Genomic DNA, 25,847 nt, shown 5'->3' on the forward strand with positions numbered 1-25,847 from the left:
CTCGATCAGGCGAGGCCGAGTTCCTTGTCGATGAAGTCGAAGAGCTCGTCGGCGGAGGCCGTTTCGAGCTGGTCGCCGACGTCTTCGCCGCTGCCGGACGCGGCGAGGGTGTCGGTGAGGCGCGTCACCAGGCTCTGCAGGCGCGCCATGATCCGGTTGCCCTCGATCTCCTCGGCCGTCAGCGCCGAGACGGCCTCCTCGAAGCGGTCGAGGTCGGCGAGGACGCCGAGGGCTCCCGTGCCGCCGCCGGAGAGGAGTTCGGTGCGCAGGTGTTCGGCGAGCGCTGCCGGGGTCGAGTGGTCGAAGATCACGCCGGTGGGGAGTTTGCGGCCGGTGGCGGTGCTGAGCCGGGTGCGCAGGTTGACGGCGGCGACCGAGTCGAAGCCGAGGTCGTCGAAGGCACGGGCGGGTGCGACGTCGGCGGGGTCTTCGTACTCGAGGAGCGCGGCGACGTGCGAGCGCACCAACTCCAGCAGGGTCCGGCGCTGTTCGGCCTCGGGCAGGACGGCGAGCCGTGCCACGAGCGCCGCGCCTTCCGAGGTGTCGCCGGTGTCGTCGCCTTCGAGGGCGGCGCGGACCTCGGGGAGGGCGTCGAGCAGGGGGCGGGGGCGGGCGAGGGTGTAGGTCGGGGCGAAGCGGGGCCAGTCGAACGCGGCGATCACGGGGCGTGCTGCGCGCAGGGCGAGGACGCGGCGCAGCGCGGCGACCGCGAGGGCGGGGTCCATGGCGGGGGCGCCGATGCGGCGCATCATGGCGGCGAGTTCGGCGTCGACCATGCCGCCCTGCCAGGAACCCCAGGCGATCGAGGTGGCGGTGAGTCCGCGGGCGCGGCGGCGGTCGGCGAGTCCGTCGAGGAACGCGTTGGCGGCGGCGTAGGCGGACTGGCCGGCGCTGCCCCACAGGGCGGCGCCGGAGGAGAAGAGCACGAAGGCGTCGAGTGGGGTGTCGCCGAGCTGTTCGTCGAGGTGTCGTGCGCCGAGGGCCTTGGCCGTGGCGATGTCGGCGATCTCGGCGAGGGTCAGTTCGCCGAGGAGCGCCATGCGCTGGGCGACGCCGGCGGCGTGGAAGACGGCGGTGAGGGGCCGGTCGGGGTCGGCGCGCAGGGCGGTCAGGAGGGTGTGCACGGAGGCGCCGTCGGCCATGTCGCAGGCCTCGACGGTGACCTCGGCGCCCGATCGGCGCAGCTCGGCCGCGAGTTCGGCGGAGCCCGGAGCCTGCGGTCCGCGGCGGCCGGCGAGGACGAGGTGCGGTGCTCCGTGCCGGGCGAGCATGCGGGCGACGTGGGCGCCGAGGCCGCCGGTGCCGCCGGTGATCAGGATCGTGCCGCGCGGGCGCCATGCGGGCTCGGGGGCCGCGTGGCCGGCGGCGTGGACCATGCGGCGGGCGAGGACGCCGTGCGGGCGGACGGCCAGTTGGTCCTCGCCGGTGGCGCCGGACAGGGCGTCGCACAGGCGGCGCAGGGTGGTGTCGCTGGCGTCGCCGGCGGGGATGTCGACGAGGCCGCCCCAGGTCTGCGGGCTCTCCAGGGAGAGTCCGGCGCCGAGGCCCCATACGGCGGTTTGCGCGGGGTGGGCCGGCTCGTCGGCATCGGGTCCCGTGCCGGCGCCGGGTCCCGTCCCGACGGAGACGGAGACGGCGCCGGTGGTGACGCACCACAACCGCCCGTTCCAGCCGATGTCGCCGAGCGCCTGGGCGAGGGCGACGGTGTCGGCGAACCCGCGCGAGAGAGCGGGGTGTTCGGGGTGGGGGCGGTCGTCGAGGGCGAGGAGGGAGACGACACCGGCAGGGGTGTCCTCGGCGCCGGCGGGCGTGTGTGCGCGCAGCAGGTCGGCGAGGGTGGCGCGGTCGGCGCCGGCCGCGTCGACGTGGACGGTGCGGGCGCCGCGCGCGGCGAGGGCGGCGGTGAGCGCCTCGGCCGGGGCGCCGGGCGCTGCCGCGACGAGCCAGGTACCGGTGAGCGGGACTGGGGGCCGGTCGGTGACCGGCGTCCAGGTCACCTCGTAGCGGACCGCGTCGGCCTCGGACTCCTCGCGCCGACGGTGCCGCCAGGCGGACATCGCGGGCAGCACGGGGGCGAGGGCAGTCGGGTCGAGGCCGAGCCGTTCGGCGAGAGCGGTGGCGTCCTCGCGTTCGACGGCGTCCCAGAAGAGGGCGTCCTCGGGCGTGCCGGACGGGTGCGGGGCGGGGGCGCCGTCCGGACCGGCGCCGCCGTCGTCGGGGCTGCTGCCGTCGGTCCAGTAGCGGCGGTGCTGGAAGGCGTACGTCGGCAGGTCCACCCGGCGGGCCTCGCGCCCGGCGAAGAAGGCGGGCCAGTCGACCGTGGCGCCGCGGGCGTGGGCGAGGGCGAGGGCGCCGACGGCCGCCCGGTCCTCGCCCCGGTCGCGGCGCAGCACCGGCGCGAAGGCCGCGCGGTCCGGGGCGTCCTCGTCGGCGGTCAGGCAGTCGGCGCCCATGGGGGTGAGCGCGGCGTCGGGGCCGAGTTCGAGGAAGGTGGTGACGCCCTTGGCCTCCAGGGCGCGCACGGCGTCCTGGAAGCGGACGGTCTCCCGGGCGTGGCGCACCCAGTAGTCGGCCGAGCGCAGGTCGTCACCGGTGGCGGGTTCGCCGGTGAGGGCGGAGACGACCGGGATGCGGGGTTCGCCGTAGGTGATCCGCTCGGCGACCCGGCGGAAGTCGGCGAGCATCGGGTCCATCAGGGGCGAGTGGAAGGCGTGGGAGACGGCGAGCCGCCTGGTGCGGCGTCCCTGCGCCTCGAAGACCGCGGCGATCCGGGAGACCGCGTCCTCGGCGCCCGAGATCACGACCGCTGCGGGGCCGTTGACGGCCGCGATGCCCACCTCGCCCGCGAGCAGGGGCAGTACCTCGTCCTCACTCGCCTGCACGGCCGTCATGGCGCCGCCGGCGGGCAGCGCCTGCATCAACCGGCCGCGGACGGCGACGAGTTCGGCGGCGTCGGGCAGGGACAGCACGCCGGCGACGTGGGCGGCGGTCAGTTCGCCGACGGAGTGCCCGGCCAGGAAGTCGGGCCGCAGGCCCCAGGACTCCAGGAGCCGGAACAGGGCCGCCTCGACGGCGAACAGGGCGGGCTGGGCGTAGGCGGTGCGCTCCAGCGCCCGGGGATCCTCGCCCCACAGCACGTCCGTGAGGGGAAGCTCCAGGTGCCGGTCCAGAGCGGCGGCCGTCTCGTCGAAGGCGGCGGCGAACACCGGGTGGGCGGCGTGGAGTTCGCGGCCCGCTCCGAGGCGTTGCGCGCCCTGTCCGGTGAAGAGGAAGGCGGTCGGCGCGTCGGGGCGGGCGCTCGCGAGGGCGGTGCTCGCGGTGGGCCTGCCGTCGGCCAGGGCCCGTAGCTCCCGGGCGAATGCGTCCCGGTCGCCGGCCACGATCACGGCGCGGTGTTCCATCGCGGCCCGGGTGGTCGCCAACGAGAGGCCGAGGTCGGTCAGGCCCTGTCCGGGGTGGGTGTCGAGGTGCGCGACGAGGCGGGCGGCCTGCGCGGCAAGGGCGTCCCCCGTCCGGGCGCTGATCACGAGGGGTACGGCGCCGGCCGTGGGCGTCGCGGGCTGCTCGGTACGGGCGTCGGGCTCCTCCGGCGCCTGTTCGACGATGACGTGGGCGTTGGTGCCGCTCATGCCGAAGGAGGAGACTCCGGCGCGGCGCGGGGCTGCGCCCTCCGGCCAGGCGATCTGCTCGGTGAGGAGCCGGACGCCGCCGGACGACCAGTCGACCTTCGGCGTCGGCTCGTCCACGTGGAGGGTGCGCGGGAGTACGCCGTGCCGCATGGCCTGCACCATCTTGATGACGCCGCCCACGCCGGCCGCGGCCTGCGCGTGGCCGATGTTCGACTTGAACGAGCCGAGCCACAGCGGTCGGTCCGCGGGCCGGTCCCTGCCGTAGGTGGCGAGGAGGGCCTGCGCCTCGATCGGGTCGCCGAGGACGGTGCCGGTGCCGTGCGCCTCGACCGCGTCGACGTCGGCGGCGGACAGCTGGGCCTCGGCCAGCGCCTGCCGGATCACCCGCTGCTGGGAGGGCCCGTTGGGCGCGGTGAGGCCGTTGGACGCACCGTCGGAGTTGACCGCGGAGCCGCGGATCACGGCGAGGACCGGGTGCCCGTTGCGGCGGGCGTCGGAGAGCCGTTCGACCAGCAGCATGCCGACGCCCTCGGACCAGGTGGTGCCGTCGGCCGCGGCGGCGAAGGACTTGCAGCGCCCGTCGGGGGCGAGGCCGCGTTCCTGGCTGAAGCCGACGAACGACGACGGGTGCGCCATGACGGTGGCCCCGCCGGCCAGCGCCATCGAGCACTCGCCCGCGCGCAGCGACCGCACGGCCCAGTGCAGGGCGACCAGGGACGACGAGCAGGCGGTGTCCACGGTGATGGCGGGCCCCTCCAGGCCCAGCACGTAGGCGACCCGGCCGGAGGCGACGCTGGCCATGCCGCCGGTTCCGCCGCCCACCGCGTAGTCGTGGTAGACGACGCCGGTGAAGACGCCGGTACGGCTGCCCTTGAGCGAGGTCGGGTCGATCCCCGCACGCTCCAGCGCCTCCCAGGAGGTCTCCAGCAGCAGCCGTTGCTGCGGGTCGGTCGCGCGGGCCTCCCGCGGGCTGACCCGGAAGAAGCCGGCGTCGAAGTCGCCCGCGTCGTGCAGGAACCCGCCTTCCCGGCAGTACGTCTTTCCGGTGACCGCCGGCTCGGGGTCGTACAGGGCGTCGACGTCCCAGCCGCGGTCGGCCGGGAAGCAGGAGATGGCGTCCCGGCCCGCCGCGACCAGGTCCCACAGTTCCTCCGGCGAGCCGATGCCGCCGGGGTAGCGGCAGCTCATCGCGACGATCGCGACCGGCTCGTGCTGCCGGTCCTCCAGTTCGCGCAGCCGCCGCTTGGTCTGCTGAAGGTCGGCGGCGGCGCGTTTGAGATAGTCCCGGAGCTTGTCGTCGTTGCTCATCACACTCAGCCAATCTCGAACTGTTCGCGGGGAGGGAGCCGGCGGGGAACGGGCGTCAGGGAGTGCCGAGTTCGCTGTCGAGCAGGTCGAACAGCTCGTCGTCGCCGGCCGCCGACAGATCGCGGTCGCCGGCGCCGCCGGTCGGGGAACTGCCGTGCGCGTCGCGCCACTTGCGCAGCAGGGCCTCCAGGCGGGCGGTGATCGCGGCGTGCCCGTCGTCGGTGGGACCGAGCGCCGGGAGTGCCGTGAGGGCCGCGTCCAGCCGGTCGACGTCGGCGAGGACGGGCCGTACCGGGTCGCCGCCCGCGGGGTCGAGCGCGCCGTGGAGGTGCTCGGCGACGCCGCGGGCCGTCGGATGGTCGTAGACGAGCGTGGCGGGCAGGTTCAGCCCGGTCGCCGCGCTGAGCCGCTTGCGCAGCTCGACGGCGGCCAGCGAGTCGAAGCCCAGTTCCCCGAACGCCCGGTCGGGTTCGACGGCGTCCGGGGAGGAGTGGCCGAGGACGGTGGCGACGTGTGCCCGTACCGCGTCCAGCAGGGTCCGGGCGCGTTCGGCCGCGTCGAGTCCCGTAAGACGTCGCCGCAGGTCCGCGCCGCGGCGCACGGCCGGGCGGGGCGGCGCAGTCGCCGAGGGGGACGGCGGCGGGCCGTCGGGACGGTGCGCGGCGAGGTCGTCGGCGGAGACGGTCCGCCAGCCGACCGTGTCGGCGGAGAACACCGGGACGCCGTCCTCGTCGGCCAGCGTCACCGTCACCCCGCCGTCCTCCGCCGACGCGATCCGCACCCGCCCTGCCGAGACGCCGGAGGCATGGGCGCGCACGCCCGTCCAGGAGGCCGGGAGCAGGGGCAGCGGCGGCTCGTCGTCGGGCCGGTAGACCAGGGCGAGGTGCAGGGCGGCGTCGAGGAGGGCCGGGTGCAGGACGAACGGATCCCCGGCGTCGGTCCCCTCCGTCTCCTCCAGCGCGTCGGCGTGGAACGCGTCGGCCGGGCGGGCGACCTCGGCGAAGAGCTCACCGCCGCGCCGCCAGGCCGCCGTGACGCCCTGGAAGGCGGGGCCGTAGACGTGCCCCCGGGCGAGCAGGCGGTCGTAGACGGCGTCGACGTCGAGGGGCTCCGCGCCGGGGGGTGGCCAGGCGTTCAGGGATACGGATGCGGAGGTGGGCGTGGGTGCGGGGTTGTGTGCGGGTGCGGGCGCGGGCGCGGGTGCGGGCCGTTCGGCGGGGGCGGTCGGGGCGGCAGAGGTGGTGGAGGCCGTGGAGGCCGTGGAGGCCGTGGAGGCCGTGGAGGCCGTGGAGGCCGTGGCGGCGGCCGACGTGGTGGGCGCGGCCGACGCGGCGGCGAGCATGCCGGTCGCGTTGCGGGTCCACGGCTGGCCGGGGTCGTCGGGGCGCGAGTGGACGGTCAGCTTCCGCCGCCCGCCGTCGTCCGGAGCGCCCACACGCACCCGCAGGACGAGCCCGCCCCGGCCGGGGAGGACGAGTGGCGCCCCGGCCGACAGTTCGAGCAGCATCGGACAGCCGGCCCGGTCACCGGCCGCGAGCGCCAGCTCCACCAGACCCGCCCCCGGGAACACCGTGCTGCCGAGCAGTTCGTGATCCCCGAGCCAGGACAGCCGCTCGGCGGACAGTCGTCCCGTGAGCAGCAGCTCGGCGCCCTCGGGCTGCGACACGCGAGCACGCAGGACCGGGTGGACGACGGTGTCCAGGCCCGCGTCCACGACGCCCTGGTCTGCGGCGGGCGGGGCCAGCCAGTACCGCCGGCGCTGGAAGGCGTACGTGGGCAGGTCGACCCGGCGGGCCCCGGCGCCGGCGTGGAACGCCTCCCAGTCCACGGCCGCCCCGCTGGTGTGCAGCCGGGCGACGGCGGCGACCAGCGTGTCCGGCTCGGCCCGGTCGCGGCGTCCGGCGGCGGCGAACACGGCGTGCTCGGACTCGGCGGTGTGCCGTGCCATCGCGGTCAGCACGGCGTCCGGGCCCAGTTCCAGGTAACGGGTGACGCCCTGTGCGTCGAGGTGGCCGACGGCGTCCGCGAACCGGACGGCCTCGCGGACCTGCCGCACCCAGTATTCCGGGTCCGTCAGCTCCTCGGCGCGGACGCCGGTCACCGTGGACACGACCGGGACGCGCGGTTTGTCGTACGACAGCCGCCGCGCGACCTCGCGGAAGGCGGCGAGCATCGGGTCCATCAGGGCCGAGTGGAAGGCGTGGGAGACGGCCAGGCGGCTCGTCCTGCGTCCCTCGGCCCCGAAGCGGGCCGCGATCGCCGCTACCGCGTCCTCGTCGCCCGAAACGACGACCGCCCGCGGGGCGTTGACGGCCGCGATGCTCACCCGGTCGTCGAGGAGCGGACGCACCTCGTCCTCGGCGGCCTCCACGGCCGCCATCGCGCCGCCCGCGGGCAGGGCCTGCATCAACCTGCCGCGCGCCACGACGAGTTCGGCGGCGTCGGACAGGGACAGCACGCCGGCGACATGGGCGGCGGCGATCTCGCCGACGGAGTGACCGGCCAGATGATCGGGGCGGACGCCCCAGGACTCCACCAGCCGGTACAACGCCACCTCGTAGGCGAAGAGCGCGGGCTGCGTGTACGCGGTCCGGTGGAGCAGCCCCTCGTCCTCGCCCCACATCACCTCGCGCAGGGGGCGGTCGAGCCGGGCGTCCAGCTCGGCGGTCACGGCGTCGAACGCGGCCGCGAACACCGGATAGCCGGCGTGGAGTTCCCGTCCCATGCCCAGCCGCTGCGCTCCCTGCCCGGTGAACAAGAACGCCGTCCGTCCCGTGGAACGTGCCGTGCCCTGCACGACGGCCGGGTGCGGCTCGCCGGCCGCCAGCGCCGCGAGTCCGCGGGTGAGTTCCTCCCGGTCCCGGCCGACGACGGCCGCCCGGTGCTCGAACCGGGCTCGTGAGGTCGCCAGGGAGTAGGCGATGTCCAGCGCGGAGGCCGGATCCGTGGAGGTGTGGGTGGGGGCGGCGGCGGTGGGGTGGGCGGAGGTGCGGTCGGTGGAGGCGGGGTTCGCGGACGCCGGGTTCGCAGGCGCCGCGTTGACGGACACGGGGTCACGGGGGTCCGGTCCGGTGGCGGCCAGCAGCTTGCGCGCCTGTCCGGCCGGCGCGTCCGGCGTCCGTCCCGACAGCACCCAGGCGAGGACGGGCAGCCGTACGCCCGTCCTCGTGCCGGCCTTGTCGCACTCGTGCTCGTACTCGTTGAGTTCCTTTGGCTCGGCGGGCTCCAGGGATGCCTCGGGCCGCGGGACCTGCTCGATGATGACGTGGGCGTTCGTGCCGCTCATGCCGAACGAGGAGACACCGGCCCGGCGCGGACGTCCCCGGTCCGGCCAGTCGACCTCCTCGGTGAGCAGCCGGACGTTGCCCTGAGACCACTCCACATGCGGGGAAGGCCGGTCGAGGTGCAGGGACTTCGGCAGCCGGCCGTGCCGCATGGCCTCGACCATCTTGATGATGCCCGCCGTGCCCGCCGCCGCCTGCGTGTGCCCGATGTTGGACTTCACCGAGCCGAGCCACAACGGCTCGTCCTCCGGCCGGTCCTGACCGTACGTGGCGAGCAGCGCCTGTGCCTCGATGGGGTCGCCGAGCCGCGTGCCGGTGCCGTGTCCGTCGACGGCGTCCACGTCGGCCGCGGACAGGCCCGCGTTCGCCAGCGCCTGCCGGATGACCCGCTGCTGTGAGGGGCCGTTGGGGGCGGTGAGGCCGTGGGAGGCGCCGTCCTGGTTGACGGCGGAGCCGCGGATCACCGCGAGGACCGGGTGCCCGTTGCGACGGGCGTCGGACAGCCTCTCCAGCAGCAGCACACCCGCACCCTCGGAGCAGGCGACCCCGTCGGCGGACGCGGAGAACGACTTCGACCGGCCGTCCGAGGCGAGGCCCCGCTGCTCGCTGAAGTAGACGAACATGTCGGGCGTGGACATCACCGTCACGCCGCCCGCCAGGGCGAGGTCGCAGTCCCGGCGGCGCAGCGCCTGTCCGGCCCAGTGCAGTGCCACCAGCGACGACGAGCATGCCGTGTCCACGGTGACGGCCGGCCCCTCGAACCCCAGGCTGTACGCGACCCGGCCGGAGACGAGACTGCCGCCGCTGGAACTCGCGGCGGACCGCCCCAGGGCGTAGTCGTGATACATCACCCCGGCGAAGACACCCGTCGAACTGCCCCTCAGCGACACCGGGTCGATCCCGGCCCGCTCGAACACCTCCCAGGACACCTCCAGCAGCAGCCTCTGCTGGGGGTCCATCCCGAGCGATTCACGCGGGCTGATGCCGAAGAAGTCGCTGTCGAAGTCGCCGGCGTCGTACAGGAAACCGCCCTCACGCGCGTACGTCCTCCCGGGCCGGCCCGGCTCCGGGTCGTACACGTCCTCGGCCCAGCCTCGGTCGGACGGGAAGGCCGAGATCGCGTCCACGCCGTCCGTCACGAGGTCCCACAGGCCCTCCGGCGAATCGACGCCGCCCGGGTAACGGCAGGCCATGGCGACGACGGCGATCGGCTCATTCGCCTGCCGCTCGTTCTCGGCGAGCCGCTTCCGCGCGTCGCGCAAATCGGCGGTGGCGCGTTTGAGGTATTCGAGAAGCCTCTGCTCATTGCTCACCGAGGTCCACTCCTCACGGTTCACGGATCTCCGAGGCCCTGGGACGGGACTTCTCGGCGACGGTCTTCTCGATGCCGGTTTTCTCGGTGCCGGTTTTCTCGGTGTTCGGATTTCTCGGTCTTCCCCGGTCTGGGTTTCCCCCGGTCTCGGTTTCCCCGATCGGTTTCCCGGTCTGGGTTTCCCCGATCGGTTTCCCCCGGTCGATTGCCCCGGGCTCGGTTTCCGTCGTCGGCGGGCCCTTCGTCAAGGACTTCCGCGCCGGCTCGAGGCTACGGACCACCTTTGTGGGGGCCAACCTGGGCCGACCCTTAACCGCACCCCAGTCACCCCTAGACCGGCTGCTGGGGTGCGGGGACGCCCAGGTCAGGCGTCCCCCTCACCGCGTCCGGGTCACTGGGCAGGGGTCTCCAGCTCGCCGTCGAGGATGTCGAACAGCTCGTCCGCCGTGACGTCGCTCAAATCCGTTCCGTCGTCGTCCGCTCCGGTCCTGTCCGTGGAGGCGGATACGGAGGCGGAGGCGGAGGCCGTGACGGGGCCGGATGCGATGGCGGAGGCGGAGTCCGACGCCGGGTGGCCGTCGGCCCATTTGGAGGCGATCGCCCGCAATCGGGCCGCTATCCGGTCGCGTTCCTTTTCACCGGTTTCATCGTGTTCCACTTGCGCGAACAGCGTCTCCAGTCGGGTGAGTTCGGCGTCGACGGCGGACAGGGCGTTCGCGTATGCGTTCCGCGAGCCGGAACGCGTCCCGTCGAGGACCGGCCGCAGGAGTTCGTGGATGTGGTCGGCGACGGCTGCGGCGGACGGGTAGTCGAACACCAGGGTCGCGGGCAGCCGAAGACCGGTGGCCCGATTGAGCCCGTTGCGCAGTTCGACGGCCGAGAGCGAGTCGAAGCCCAGTTCCCCGAAGGGGCGGTGGGGTTCGACGTCCTCACCGGACGCGTGGCCCAGGACGCCGGCGACATGCCCGCGGACCGCGTCCAGCACGGCGCGGGCACGCTGGTCGTCGTCCAGGACGGCGAGCCGCTGCCGCAGTGCGTCGCCCGCGTCGGAGGTGGGTCCTGCCGTACCGGGCGCCGCCTTTCGGTGACGGCTCTCGGGCACCAGCCCTCGCAGGAGGGCGGGGACTTCGTCCGGGCGGTTGCGCAGGGCGGCTCGGTCGATGCGCAGGGGGACGGGGGCGGCTGGGGGTGCGGGCGTGGGAGTGGTTTCGGTTGTAGGAGTGGTTCGGGTTGTGTGAGTGGTTGGGGTGGTGGGAGTGGTGGTTGGGGTCGTCGGGGTGGTCGGCGTGCTTGCTGTGAGGGACGCGTCGAACAGGCGCAGGCCCTCTTCGGCCGAGAGCGGCGGGGTGCCGGAACGCCGCATCCGTTCCAGGTCGGCCTCGCCCAGTTCGGCGGCGAGCCCGCTGCTCACGCCCCACAGTCCGTAGGCCAGGGCCGTCGCGGGGAGCCCTGCGGCGCGGCGGTGATGGGCGAGCGCGTCCAGAAAGACGTTCGCCGCCGCGTAGTTGCCCTGCCCGGCCGCCATCACCAGTCCACCGGCCGACGACAGCATCACGAACGCGGTCAGGTCCAGGTCCGCGGTCAGCTCGTGCAGGTGCCAGGCCGCGTCCGCCTTCGGCGCGAGGACGGCGTCCAGTCGCTCGGGGGTGAGCGCGCCGATCAGGCCGTTGTCGGCCACGCCGGCCGCGTGCACGACGGCGCGCAACGGACGGTCGTCCGGAATGCCGGCCAGCAGGGCGGCGAGCGCCTCCCGGTCGGCGGCATCGCAGGCTGCGACGGTGACGTCGGCACCGGCCCCGGTCAGTTCGGAGCGCAGGGCGGCGGCGCCCGGGGCCTCGGGACCGCGGCGGCTGGTGAGGAGGAGGTGGCGGACGCCGTGCTCGGTGACGAGGTGGCGAGCGAGGAGGGCGCCGAGGCCTCCGGTGCCGCCGGTGATCAGGACGGTGCCGTCGGAGGGCCAAGGCGTGCAGGGGGGGTGGGGGGCGGCGGAGGCGGGACCGGCGGTGTCGGCAGGGGGTTCCGTCTTCGGTGGGGCGTCGAGGGGCGTGAGCCTGGGGATGAATGCTCGGCCGCCTCGTACGGCCATCTCCGGCTCGCCGAGTGCCAGGGCGGTGGGAGGTACGGTCGCCTCGTCGGTGTCGACGAGGCGGAAGCGGCCCGGGTTCTCGGCCTGCGCGGCCCGGACCAGGCCCCACAACGGCGCCTGGGTGACGTCCACGGAGGCTCCCTCGGTGGTGGCGACCGCGTGGTGGGTGACGACCGCGAGGGTGGCGTCCGCGAAGCGTTCGTCGGCCAGCCAGGTCTGGAGGGCGGTGAGGACGTGTTCTGTGGTTCTGCGGACGGTGGTGGGGATGTCGGCGTGGTGACGGAGGCCGGCAGTCTCGTCGATTCCGGTCCTCTCGGCGGGCTCGGCGGGCTCGGCGGGCTGAGTGGGGTGGAGCACGACCACGCCCGTTACCGGTCCTTCGGCCGGCAGTTGCTCCCAGGCCGTCAGCTCCGGGGGCGTGGGCGTTGTCTCGCCGCTGGGCCGCAGGGCACTCCATTCGATGACGAACAGTGAGTCGCCGGTGCCGTGGCCCAGTTGTTCCGCCGTCACCGGGCGTGACACCAAAGTTTTCACGGACAGCACCGGCAAGCCGTTCCGGTCGGTGATGCGCAGGGCGATGCCGTCGCCGTGCGGCGCGCGGGTGATGTGCACTCGCACCTCGGAGACGCCGGGGGTGTGGAGTTCGACGCCTTCCCAAGCGAACGGGAGCATGGGCCGGCCGGTGCCGTCTTCATCCGAGATGCCGAGGAGGGCGGGGTGGAGGGCGGCGTCGAGGAGGGCGGGGTGGAGGGTGAAGCGGGTGGCGTCGGGGTGGGTGTGGTCGGGGAGGGTGATGTTGGCGTAGAGGTCGTGGCCGTGTTGCCAGGCGGAGGTTAGGCCTTGGAAGGCGGGGCCGTAGTGGTAGCCGAGGCCGGCGAGGCGGTCGTAGGCGTGGGTGAGGTCGAGGGGGGTGGCGCCGGTGGGGGGCCAGGGGGCGGGGTCGGGGGTGGTTTGGGGGGTGGTGTGGGGGGTGGGTGGGGTGAGGGTGCCTTGTGCGTGGAGGGTCCAGGCGTCCTGCTCGTGGGTTTCGGGGCGGGAGTGGATGGTGACGCCGCGCCGTCCGGAGGTGTCGGGGGCGCCGACCAGGACGTGTACCTGGATGCCGCCGGTGGCGGGGAGGGTGAGGGGGGTTTGGAGAGCGAGTTCTTCCAGGGCGGGGCAGCCAAGGTGGCTGCCTGCGGTGACGGCGAGTTCGACGAAGGCGGTGCCGGGGAGCAGGACGGTGCCCAGGACGTCGTGGTCGGTGATCCAGGGGTGGGTGGTGGCGGACAGGCGGGCGGTGAAGGTGACGGTCTGTCCGTCCGGGGCGGGGACCGCGGCGGCCAGGACCGGGTGGTCCAGAGCCGTCTGGCCGGCGGCGGTGGCGTCGGTGTGGGGTGTCACGGGCGGAACCCAGTAGCGGCGGCGCTGGAACGCGTAGGTCGGCAGGTCCACCCGCCGCGCACCGGTCCCGGTGAAGAACGCCTCCCAGTCCAGGTCCACGCCGTGGACGTGGAGCTGGGCGAGTGCGGTGACAAGGGTTTCGGGTTCCGGGCGGTTACGACGGGAGGCTGCCGCCAGCAGGGCGTGCTCCTCCGTGATCGACTGCTGAGCCATCCCGGTAAGCACACCGTCGGGGCCGAGTTCGAGGAACTGCGTGACTCCTTCGGCCTCCAGGACGCGGACGGTGTCGGCGAAACGGACCGGTTCCCGGACCTGGCGCACCCAGTAGCCGGGATCGGTCAGGTCCTCGCCGAGAACACCGCTCACCGTCGAGAGCACCGCTATCCGCGGCTGCGCATACGTCAGCCGACTCGCGACCTCACGGAACTCCGCGAGCATCGGCTCCATCAACACCGAGTGGAACGCGTGGGACACCGCCAACCGCGTGGTCCTACGGTCCTGGGCCTCCAGCACATCCACGACGGCCATGACGGCCTCTTCCGTCCCGGAAACCACCACAGCCTGCGGGCCATTGACCGCGGCTATGCCGACATCGCCGGTGAGCAGCGGCCGTACCTCGTCCTCGGACGCCTGCACCGCCACCATCGCCCCACCCGCCGGCAACGCCTCCATCAACCGGCCCCGAGCAGCCACCAACCGCGCCGCATCCGCCAGCGACAACACACCCGCCACATGCGCCGCAGCCACCTCACCGACCGAATGCCCCGCAACGAAGTCCGGCCGCACCCCCCACGACTCCACCAACCGGAACAACGCCACCTCAAACGCAAACAACGCAGGCTGAGCGAAGCCGGTCCGCTCCAACAGCCCCTCGTCCTCGCCCCACACCACCTCGCGAAGAGGCCGGTCGAGAAGCGCATCCAACTCACCGACAACCGCATCGAACACCGCCGCGAACACCGGATAAGCCGCATACAACTCCCGCCCCATACCGAGCCGCTGCGCCCCCTGCCCCGTGAACAGGAACGCCGTCCGCCCACCCCGACGCACCTCCCCCGACACCACACCCGGCCCCGGCACACCAGCCGCCACCGCAGCCAGCCCACCACACAGAACCCCGACATCGGAGCCGTCCCCCACCACCACCGCACGATGCTCGAACCCAGCCCGGGACGTGGCCAGCGAATACGCCACATCCACCGCCGAACACCCAGCACCCACCGACAGCAGCAGTCTCTGCGCCTGCCCCGCCAACGCAGCCGCCGACTTACCCGACACCACCCACGGCACCACCGGCAACCCCACCCCAGCCGACGCCCGGGACTCCGCCCCCTCAACCTCCGGAGCCTGCTCCACGATCACATGCGCATTCGTCCCGCTCAGCCCGAACGACGACACCCCCGCACGACGCGGCCGCCCCCGATCCGGCCACACCACCGCCTCCCCCAGCAACACCACATCGCCCTCGGACCAGTCCACCCGCGAACTGGGCTCATCCACATGCAGCGACCGCGGCAACACCCCATGCCGCATCGCCATCACCATCTTGATGACCCCCGCAACACCCGCAGCAGCCTGCGTATGACCCAGATTCGACTTCACCGACCCCAGCCACAACGGCTCACCCACCGGCCGGTCCTGCCCATACGTCGCCAGCAACGCCTGCGCCTCGATCGGATCACCCAACACCGTGCCCGTACCGTGCGCCTCCACCACATCCACATCCGCACCACGCAACCCGGCATTCACCAACGCCTGCCGGATCACCCGCCGCTGCGCCGGACCATTCGGCGCCGTCAGACCATTCGACGCACCATCCTGATTCACCGCCGACCCACACACCACCGCCAGCACCGGATGCCCGTTCCGCCGCGCATCCGACAACCGCTCCAACAACAAAACCCCAGCACCCTCACCCCACCCCGTACCCCCAGCACCCGCAGCAAAGGAACGACACCGACCGTCGGGGGCGAGTCCGCGCTGTTCGCTGAAGTACACCAGCGTCTCCGGCGTCCCCATCACCGTCACGCCGCCGGCGAGCGCCAGGGAGCACTCCCCCGACCGCAGCGCCTGCGCCGCCAAATGCAACGACACCAACGACGACGAACACGCCGTGTCCACCGTCAACGCGGGCCCTTCCAGCCCGAGCGTGTAAGCGACCCTGCCGGACACGAAGCTGCCGGCGCTGCCCCCGCCTCCGTAGTCGTGATACATCACGCCGGCGAAGACACCGGTCGAACTGCCCTTCAGCGTCGCCGGGTCGATCCCGGCCCTTTCGAACGCCTCCCAGGACGTCTCCAGCAGCAGCCTCTGCTGTGGATCCATCACCAACGCCTCACGCGGCGAAATGCCGAAGAAGTCCGCGTCGAACTCGGCGGCATCGTGCAGGAATCCGCCGGCTCGGGTGTAGGTCTTGCCGGGTTTGCCGATCTCCGGGTCGTAGACGTTCTCGTCCCACCCACGGTCGGCCGGAAGGTCCGAGATCGCGTCGACACCGTCGGCCACGAGTCGCCACAGATCCTCGGGGGTGGTGACCCCACCGGGATAGCGGCAGGCCATGCCGACGATGACCACGGGGTCGCCGTCATTGCCAGCTCGCCGGACGGGAGCCACCGCAGCGGCGTCGGCTTCGGCCCTGCCGTCCAGGAGCGCCAGAAGGTGATCGGCCACCGCCTCAGCCGTCGGCTGATCGAACACCAACGTCGCCGGCAACCGAAGCCCGGCCGCCGCGTTCAACGCGTTCCGCAACTCCACCGCGGTCAGCGAATCGAAACCCAACTCCTCGAACGCCCGGTCCGGCGCCACCGCATCCACCGACGCATGCCCGAGAACACCCGCCACATGCCCCCGCACCAACTCCACAACCACCCGCCGACGATCCACACCCGCCAGACCCGCCAGCCGGCCCCGCAACGCCGAGCCGTCCACACCCCCCGCCACCCGCGCCACCCGCCGACCCGGCACCCGCACCAGCCCACGCAATGACGCAGGAACCGCCTCGGCCTCCCGCAGCACTGCCACGTCCAGCCGCACCGCCACCACGGCAGCCTCGCCCGACGCCACGCCCGCGTCGAACAGCGCCAGCCCCTCCTCCACGGACAACGCGGGCATCCCCGCCCGTCGCATCCGCTCCGCGCCGGCGGCGGTCATGCCTCCGCCCAAGCCGACGTCCCATAACCCGAACGCGAGGGACACCGCAGGGAGGCCGTCCGCCCTTCGGCGCCGGGCGAGCGTGTCGAGAAACGCGTTGGCCGCCGAGTAGTTGGCCTGCCCCGCCGAACCGAGGGTCCCGGCCAGAGACGAGAACAGCACGAACGCCGTGAGGTCGAGGCCCCGCGTCAACTCGTGCAGATACCAGGCCGCGTCCGCCTTCGCCGCGAGCACGGCGTCCACGCGCTCCCGCGTCAACGACCCCACCAACCCGTCATCGAGCACACCGGCCGCATGCACGACACCCCGCAGCGGACGCTCGTCCGAAACGGCGCCCAACAGCCTCGCGAGCGACTCCCGGTCGGCGACGTCACAGGCGGCGATCACGACTTCGGCGCCCAACTCCTCCAACTCTGCTTGCAAATCGACAGCTTGAGGAGCCTCCAGGCCACGGCGGCTGGTCAGCACCAGGTGCCGTACACCGTGCTCCACCACCAAGTGCCGCGCCACCAGCGCACCCAGACCACCGGTACCACCCGTGACCAGCACCGTGCCCGCGGCATCCCACACCACCCGGTCCCCCCGAACCGGCACCTTCAGCCGCACGAGCCGCGGCACGAACACCCGGCCCTCCCGCACCGCCACTTCCGGCTCGCCCGCCGCGAGAGCAGCGCCCACCCCGCCGGACGATTCATCGGTGTCCACCAGAACGAAGCGCCCCGGGTTCTCGGCCTGTGCCGCGCGCACGAGGCCCCACACCGGAGCCTGCGTCACATCCACCGGCGCACCGGCCTCGGTGGCCACGGCCCCGTGCGTGACGACGGCGAGCGTCGCCTCCGCGAACCGCTCCCCGGCCAGCCAATCCTGTACGACGTCCAGCACACGGTGCGTGTGCGCCCGCACCGCCGCCGGAACACCGTCATCGATCGTGGCGCAGTCGAAGACCACCACACCCGACACCGACCCGTCCGTTTCCAGGTCCTCCCAGGCCGTCCACTGCCCGTCGGTCACAGCTGTGGCAGCCACAGGGCTCCACTCGACATGGAACAGCGACTCATCACGCGGGGTGCCCAGTTGCTCCGCCGACACCGGGCGTCCGACGACCGACCCGACCGACATCACCGGCCGGCCGGAAGCATCGGCCACCTCAAGTGTGAGGCTCTCCGACGTCGGCCTCGTCACCCGCACCCGCACCGCCGACGCACCCACCGCGTGCAACCGCACGTCGTTCCACACGAACGGCAGCACCGGCTCACCACCCTCGGTACCACCGATCAGAGCCACATGCATCGCCGCATCCAGCAACGCCGGATGAATGCCGAACCCCGCCGGCTCACCCGGCAGCTCCACCTCGGCGAACAGTTCCCGACCACGCCGCCAAGCGGACTTCAGCCCCTGAAACGTCGGCCCGTACTCATACCCGACACCGGCAAGCCCTCCATACGCCCCCGCCAGATCAATCGCAGACGCATCCGCCGGCGGCCACGCGGACAACTCGAACTCCGGCTCCGGACCAGCCGGGGCCAGCACACCCTCCGCATGCAGCGTCCACGCCCCGTCCGCCTGCTCCTCCGCACGCGCATGCACCGAGACCGTACGACGGCCCGAACCGTCCCCCGCACCCACCACGACCTGGACCCGCACACCACCCGACCCGGACAGCACCAGCGGCGCCTGCAGCGCCAGCTCCTCCACAACCCCGCAACCGACCTGGTCCCCCACCCACGTCGCCAGCTCCACGAAACCCGCACCCGGCAACAACACACGGCCCAGCACCGCATGATCCGCAATCCACCCGTGCGAACCCAGCGACAACCGACCCGTGAACGTCACCCCGTCCGAATCCGGCGACGGCACCACCGCACCCAGCAACGGATGCCCAGCAGACGTCAAACCGACCTCGACGGCTTCGCTGCCCGTAGTGGGCGCGTTCATCCAGTATCGGCGGCGCTGGAAGGCGTAGGTCGGCAGGTCGATCCGCCGCGCACCGGAGCCGGTGAAGAATGCCTCCCAGTCCAGGTCCACGCCGTGGACGTGGAGCTGGGCGAGTGCGGTGACAAGGGTTTCGGGTTCCGGGCGGTTACGACGGGAGGCTGCCGCCAGCAGGGCGTGCTCCTCCGTGATCAACTGCTGAGCCATTCCGGTAAGCACACCGTCGGGGCCGAGTTCGAGGAACTGCGTGACTCCTTCGGCCTCCAGGACGCGGACGGTGTCGGCGAAACGGACCGGTTCCCGGACCTGGCGCACCCAGTAACCGGGATCGGTCAGATCCTCGCCGAGAGCACCGCTCACCGTCGAGAGCACCGCTATCCCCGGCCGCCCGAAGGCAAGCCCGTCGGCCACCTCACGGAACTCGGCCAGCATCGGCTCCATCAACACCGAGTGGAACGCATGCGAGACAGCAAGCCGGGTCGTCCTGCGGCCCCGGGCCTCCAGTTCGGCGGTGACCAAGGTGACCGCGTCCTCAGACCCCGAAACCACCACCGCCTGCGGGCCGTTGACCGCGGCAATGCCGGCATCGCCGGTGAGCAGCGGCCGTACCTCGTCCTCGGACGCCTGCACCGCCACCATCGCCCCACCCGCCGGCAACGCCTCCATCAACCGGCCCCGAGCAGCCACCAACCGCACCGCATCCGCCAGCGACAACACACCCGCCACATGCGCCGCAGCCACCTCACCGACCGAATGCCCCGCAACGAAGTCCGGCCGCACCCCCCACGACTCCACCAACCGGAACAACGCCACCTCGAACGCAAACAGAGCAGGCTGAGCGAAGCCGGTTCGCTCCAACAGCCCTCCGTCCTCGCCCCACACCACATCCCGCAACGGCCGATCGAGAAGCACATCCAGCTCACCCGCCACCGCATCGAACGCCGCCGCGAACACCGGATAAGCCGCATACAACTCCCGGCCCATACCGAGCCGCTGCGCCCCCTGCCCCGTGAACAAGAACGCCGTCCGCCCACCCCGACGCACCACCCCCGACACCACACCCGGCCCCGGCACACCAGCCGCCACACCACTCAGACCGTCCCGCAGAGCCTCAACACCCTCACCCACCACCACCGCACGATGCTCGAACCCAGCCCGGGACGTGGCCAGCGAATACGCCACATCCAGCACATCGCACCCACCAGCCACCGGCAGCAGCTTCTCCGCCTGCCCCGCCAACGCAGCCGCCGTCCGCCCCGACACCACCCACGGCACCACCGGCAACCCCACCCCAGCCACCGGCCTCTCCACCTCGTCCACCGACGACGGGACCTGCTCCACGATCACATGCGCATTCGTCCCGCTCAGCCCGAACGACGACACCCCCGCACGACGCGGCCGCCCCCGATCCGGCCACACCACCGCCTCTCGTAGCAGCTCGACGCGGCCCTCGGACCAGTCCACCTGCCCACTGGGCTCGCCCGCATGAAGCGACTGCGGCAATACCCCGTGCCGCATCGCCATCACCATCTTGATGACCCCCGCGACACCCGCAGCAGCCTGCGTGTGCCCCAGATTCGACTTCACCGACCCCAGCCACAACGGCTCGTCATGCGACCGGTCCTGGCCGTAGGTGGCGAGCAGGGCCTGTGCCTCGATCGGGTCTCCCAACCGGGTGCCGGTACCGTGCGCTTCCACCACATCGACATCCGCCGCCGACACGCCCGCATTCACCAACGCCTGCCGGATCACCCGGCGCTGCGCCGGACCGTTCGGCGCCGTCAGACCATTCGACGCACCATCCTGATTCACCGCCGACCCACACACCACGGCCAGCACCGGATGCCCATTCCGCCGCGCATCCGACAACCGCTCCAACAGCAAGACCCCGGCGCCCTCACCCCACGCGACTCCGTCTGCCGCATCGGAGAAGGACTTGCAGCGCCCGTCGGGGGCGAGTCCGCGCTGTTCGCTGAAGTACACCAGCGTCTCCGGCGTCCCCATCACCGTCACGCCGCCGGCGAGCGCCAGGGAGCACTCCCCCGACCGCAGCGCCTGCGCCGCCAAATGCAACGACACCAACGACGACGAACACGCCGTGTCCACCGTCAACGCGGGCCCTTCCAGCCCGAGCGTGTAAGCGACCCTGCCAGAGACGAAGCTGCCGGCGCTGCCCCCGCCGTAGTCGTGGTACATCACGCCCGCATAGACACCGGTGGAGCTGCCCTTGAGTGTCGCCGGGTCGATCCCGGCCCTTTCGAACGCCTCCCAGGACGTCTCCAGCAGCAGCCTCTGCTGTGGATCCATCACCAACGCCTCACGCGGGGAGATACCGAAGAAGTCCGCGTCGAACTCGGCGGCTTCGTGCAGGAATCCGCCCGAACGGGCGTAGGTCTTGCCCGGAGCGCCCGGTTCCGGGTCGTAGATGCCCGGGTCCCAACCGCGGTCCCCGGGAAGGTCGGTGACGGCGTCCACGCCATCGGCGACCAGCCGCCATAGCTCCTCCGGGGTCGACACTCCCCCCGGGAACCGGCAGGCCATGCCGACGATGACCACGGGGTCGTCGTCATTGCCAACTCGCCGGACGGGAGCCACCGCAGCGGCGTCGGCTTCGGCCCTGCCGTCCAGGAGCGCCAGAAGGTGATCGGCCACCGCCTCAGCCGTCGGCTGATCGAACACCAACGTCGCCGGCAACCGAAGCCCGACCGCCGCGTTCAACGCGTTCCGCAACTCCACCGCGGTCAGCGAATCGAAACCCAACTCCTCGAACGCCCGGTCCGGCGCCACCGCATCCACCGACGCATGCCCGAGAACACCCGCCACATGCCCCCGCACCAACTCCACAACCACCCGCCGACGATCCACACCCGCCAGACCCGCCAGCCGGCCCCGCAACGCCGAGCCGTCCACACCCCCCGCCACTCGCGCCACCCGCCGACCCGGCACCCGCACCAGCCCGCGCAGCAGCGGCGGCACGGCATCCGACCCGCCCAGCACCCCCAGGTCCCACCGCACCGCCACCACGGCAGCCTCGCCCGACGCCACACTCGCGTCGAACAGCGCCAGCCCCTCCTCCACGGACAACGCGGGCATCCCCGCCCGTCGCATCCGCTCCACATCGACAGCCGCCAGCTCGCCACCCAGGCCGACGTCCCACAACCCGAACGCCATCGATGCCGCGGGCAGCGGCCCTTCCGCCCGGCGCTGCAGGGCGAGCGCGTCCAGGAAGGCGTTGGCGGCCGCGTAGTTGGCCTGTCCGGTCGAACCGAGCGTCCCCGCGACCGACGAGAACAGCACGAACGCCGTGAGGTCGAGGTCCCGCGTCAACTCGTGCAGATACCAGGCCGCGTCCGCCTTCGCCGCGAGCACGGCGTCCACGCGCTCCGGCGTCAACGACCCCACCAACCCGTCATCGAGCACACCGGCCGCATGCACGACACCCCGCAGCGGACGCTCGTCGGGTATCCAGGCCAGAACGTCCTCGAGCGCCGCACGGTCCGCCACATCGCACGCGATGACCGCGACCTCGGCGCCCAGCCGACCCAGCTCCGCCCGCAACTCCTGAGCCCCGGGAGCCTCCAGGCCACGGCGGCTGGTCAGCACCAGGTGCCGTACACCGTGCTCCACCACCAAGTGCCGCGCCACCAGAGCACCCAGACCACCGGTACCACCCGTGACCAGCACCGTGCCCGCGGCATCCCACACCACCCGGTCCCCCCGAACCGGCACCTCCAGCCGCACGAGCCGCGGCACGAACACCCGGCCCTCCCGCACCGCCACTTCCGGCTCACCCGCCGCGAGAGCAGCGCCCACCCCGCCGGACGATTCATCGGTGTCCACCAGAACGAAGCGCCCCGGGTTCTCGGCCTGTGCCGCGCGCACGAGCCCCCACACCGGAGCCTGCGTCACATCCACCGGCGCACCGGCCTCGGTGGCCACGGCCCGATGCGTCACGACCGCCAGCGTCGCCCCGGCGAACCGCTCGTCGGCCTGCCACTTCCGTACGACGTCCAGGACCCGATACGTCCCCGCCCGCACCGCCGCCGGCACGTCACCCTCGACCGCGGCGCACATGAGCACCACGGTCCCCGTGACAGGACCCTCTGCGGGCAGCTCTTCCCAGGTCGTCCACTCCGTCCCGGCAATCGCAGCACCCGACAGCGGACTCCACCGCACACGGAACAGCGACTCGTCATGCGCGGTGCCAAGCTGCTCGGCCGACACCGCACGCCCGACAACGGATCCGACCGACACCACCGGTCGCCCGGAAGCGTCAGCCACCTGCACCGACAGGCTCTCCGACGTCGGCCGCGTCACCCGCACCCGCACCACGGACGCACCCACCGCATGCAACCGCACGTCGTTCCACACGAACGGCAGCACCGGCTCACCACCCTCGGTACCACCGACCAGAGCCACATGCATCGCCGCATCCAGCAACGCCGGATGAATGCCGAACCCCTCGACGGCGGACGCGTCCGGAAGCGCCACCTCGGCGAACAACTCGTCGCCGCGCCGCCAGGCCGCCCCCAGCCCTCGGAACATCGGGCCGTACTCATATCCGAGCCGGGCCAATTCCTCGTAAGCACCCGCCAGATCGATCGCGACCGCATCCAACGGGGGCCACGCGGACAACTCGAACTCCGGCTCCGGACCAGCCGGGGCCAGCACACCCTCCGCATGCAGCGTCCACGCCCCGTCCGCCCGGTCCTCGGCACGCGAATGCACCGAGAGCGTGCGACGTCCGGAACCGTCCGCCGCACCCACCGCGGCCTGCACCTGCACGCCGCCGGACTCGGGCAGCACCAGCGGAGCGTGGAGCGCCAGCTCTTCCAGCGCGTCGCATCCCACGTGGTCGCCCGCCCGCATGGCCAGCTCCACGAAGCCGCTGCCGGGAAACAGCAGCGCATCGCCCACCCGGTGATCGGCCAGCCAGGACTGGACCTGTGTCGAAAGGCGTCCGGTGAGCACGATGCCGTCCGAGTCGGCCAGCGTGACCGTGGCGGCGAGCAGCGGATGCCCCGTCGGCACCAGCCCTGCCGACGCAACGTCTCCGGAGTTACGCGGTACGTCGAGCCAGTAGCGCTCCCGCTGGAAGGCGTACGTCGGCAGATCGACCCGCCGCGCGCCGGTCCCGGCGAAGAACGCGTCCCAATCCACCGCCGCACCGGAGACATGCAGCCGGGCCAGCGCAGTGACCAGCGTCTCGGGCTCGGGACGATTCCGACGCGACGACGCCACCACGACCGCGTCCTCGGAGTCCACGCTCTGGCGAGCCATCCCTGCCAGCACACCGTCCGGGCCCAGCTCCAGGAAACGGGTGACGCCTTCGGCCTCCAGCACGCGGACGGTGTCGGCGAAGCGGACCGCCTCCCGGACCTGCCGCACCCAGTACCCGGGAGTCGCCATCTCCTCCGCGAGAGCACCGCTCACCGTCGAGAGCACCGCTATCCCCGGCTGCCCATACGTCAGCCGACTCGCCACCTCACGGAACTCCGCGAGCATCGGCTCCATCAGCGACGAGTGGAACGCGTGGGACACCGCCAGGCGGGTCGTCTTCCGCCCCTCGGCCTCAAAACGAGCCGCGACCTCCGACACCGCGCTCTCCGCACCCGAGACCACCACCGCCTGCGGGCCATTGACCGCGGCAATGCCGACATCGCCGGTGAGCAGCAGCCGTACCTCGTCCTCGGACGCCTGCACCGCCACCATCGCCCCACCCGCCGGCAACGCCTCCATCAACCGGCCCCGAGCAGCCACCAACCGCACCGCATCCGCCAGCGACAACACACCCGCCACATGCGCCGCAGCGATTTCGCCAACGGAATGCCCCGCAACGAAGTCCGGCCGCACCCCCCACGACTCCAACAACCGGAACAACGCCACCTCAAACGCAAACAACGCAGGCTGAGCGAAGCCGGTCCGCTCCAACAGCCCCTCGTCCTCGCCCCACACCACCTCGCGAAGAGGCCGGTCGAGAAGCACATCCAGCTCACCCGCCACCGCATCGAACGCCGCCGCGAACACCGGATAAGCCGCATACAACTCCCGCCCCATACCGAGCCGCTGCGCCCCCTGCCCCGTGAACAAGAACGCCGTCCGCCCACCCCGACGCACCACCCCCGACACCACACCCGGCCCCGGCACACCAGCCGCCACCGCAGCCAGCCCACCACACAGAACCCCGACATCGGAGCCGTCCCCCACCACCACCGCACGATGCTCGAACCCAGCCCGGGACGTGGCCAGCGAATACGCCACATCCACCGCCGAACACCCAGCACCCACCGACAGCAGCAGTCTCTGCGCCTGCCCCGCCAACGCAGCCGCCGACTTACCCGACACCACCCACGGCACCACCGGCAACCCCACCCCAGCCACCGGCCTCTCCACCTCGTCCACCGACGACGGGACCTGCTCCACGATCACGTGGGCGTTGGTGCCGCTCAGCCCGAACGAGGACACGGCGGCCCGCCGGGGGGCTCCCGCGGAGGGGCGTTCCCAGGTGCGGTTCTCGGTGAGGAGGCGGACGTTGCCGGTCGTCCAGTCGACGCGCGGGGAGGGTTGGTCGACGTGCAGGGTGCGCGGCAGCAGTCCGTGCCGCATGGCCAGCACCATCTTGATGACGCCGGCGACTCCCGCGGCGGCCTGGGCGTGGCCCATGTTGGACTTGACGGAGCCGAGCCACAGGGGCCGGTCCGCCGGGCGGCCCTTGCCGTAGGTGGCGAGGAGGGCCTGGGCCTCGATCGGGTCGCCGAGGACCGTGCCGGTGCCGTGGGCCTCGACCACGTCGACGTCGGCGGCGGTCAGGCCCGCCGCGGAGAGCGCCTGCTGGATGACCCGTTGCTGGGCCGGTCCGTTGGGGGCGGTCATGCCGCTGGAGGCGCCGTCCTGGTTGACGGCGGAGCCGCGGATCACGGCGAGGACGGGGTGGCCGTTGCGACGGGCGTCGGACAGGCGTTCCAGCAGCAGGATGCCGGCGCCCTCGGCCCAGCCGGTGCCGTCCGCGGCGCCGGCGAAGGACTTGCAGCGGCCGTCGGGGGCGAGGCCCCGCTGTTCGCTGAAGTACAGGAGCATCTCGGGGGTCGCCATCACGGTGACCCCGCCGGCCAGGGCGAGGGAGCACTCGCCGGATCGCAGGGCCTGCGCGGCGAGGTGCAGGGACACCAGGGAGGACGAGCAGGCGGTGTCGACGCTGACTGCGGGGCCCTCCAGGCCCAGGGTGTAGGCGACGCGGCCGGAGACGAAGCTTCCCGCGCTGCCGCCGTCGTAGTCGTGGTACATCACGCCCGCATAGACGCCGGTGCGGCTGCCGCGCAGGGTGGTGGGGTCGATCCCCGCGCGTTCCAGGGTCTCCCAGCAGACTTCGAGGAGCAGGCGCTGCTGGGGGTCCATGACCAGGGCGTCGCGTGGGGAGATGCCGAAGAACGCGGCGTCGAAGTCGGCGGCGTCGTGCAGGAAGCCGCCTTCGCGGGCGTAGCTCTTGCCGGGTTTGCCGGGTTCCGGGTCGTAGACGCCGGGGTCCCAGCCGCGGTCGTCGGGGAAGGGGGTCACCAGGTCGGCGCCGTCGGTGACGAGCCGCCACAGGTCCTCGGGCGTGGCTGCGCCGCCGGGGAACCGGCAGCCCATGGCGACGATGGCGATGGGTTCGTTGGCGGCGGCGGTGAGGCTGCCGTTCTCCTTGCGCAGCCGTTCGTTCTCCAGCAGGGACTTGCGCAGTGCTTCGACGACCTGCTCCACCGATGTGCTCACGTCGCCCTCCC

The 25,847-nt window shown here is 72.7% G+C and carries 2 protein-coding genes and 1 pseudogene; all 3 read right to left on the minus strand.

The annotated features are described in order from the left end of the window. Positions 1–5: 5 nt before the first annotated feature. Positions 6–4,940 carry a type I polyketide synthase gene (locus ACZ6KF_RS09885; RefSeq protein WP_469237977.1) on the minus strand — a complete coding sequence of 1,645 codons (4,935 nt, stop codon included), beginning with the start codon at positions 4,938–4,940 and terminating at the stop codon, positions 6–8. Between the two features lie 205 nt (positions 4,941–5,145). Then, positions 5,146–9,534: pseudogene (locus ACZ6KF_RS09890) on the minus strand (type I polyketide synthase); the annotation flags it as partial. A 390-nt stretch (positions 9,535–9,924) separates the two neighbouring features. Then, complete coding sequence (locus ACZ6KF_RS09895; protein WP_469237979.1) at positions 9,925–25,836, minus strand: SDR family NAD(P)-dependent oxidoreductase; 15,912 nt, start codon at positions 25,834–25,836, stop codon at positions 9,925–9,927. Positions 25,837–25,847: the final 11 nt, after the last annotated feature.

This window comes from Streptomyces sp. NPDC046379 (assembly GCF_055587785.1).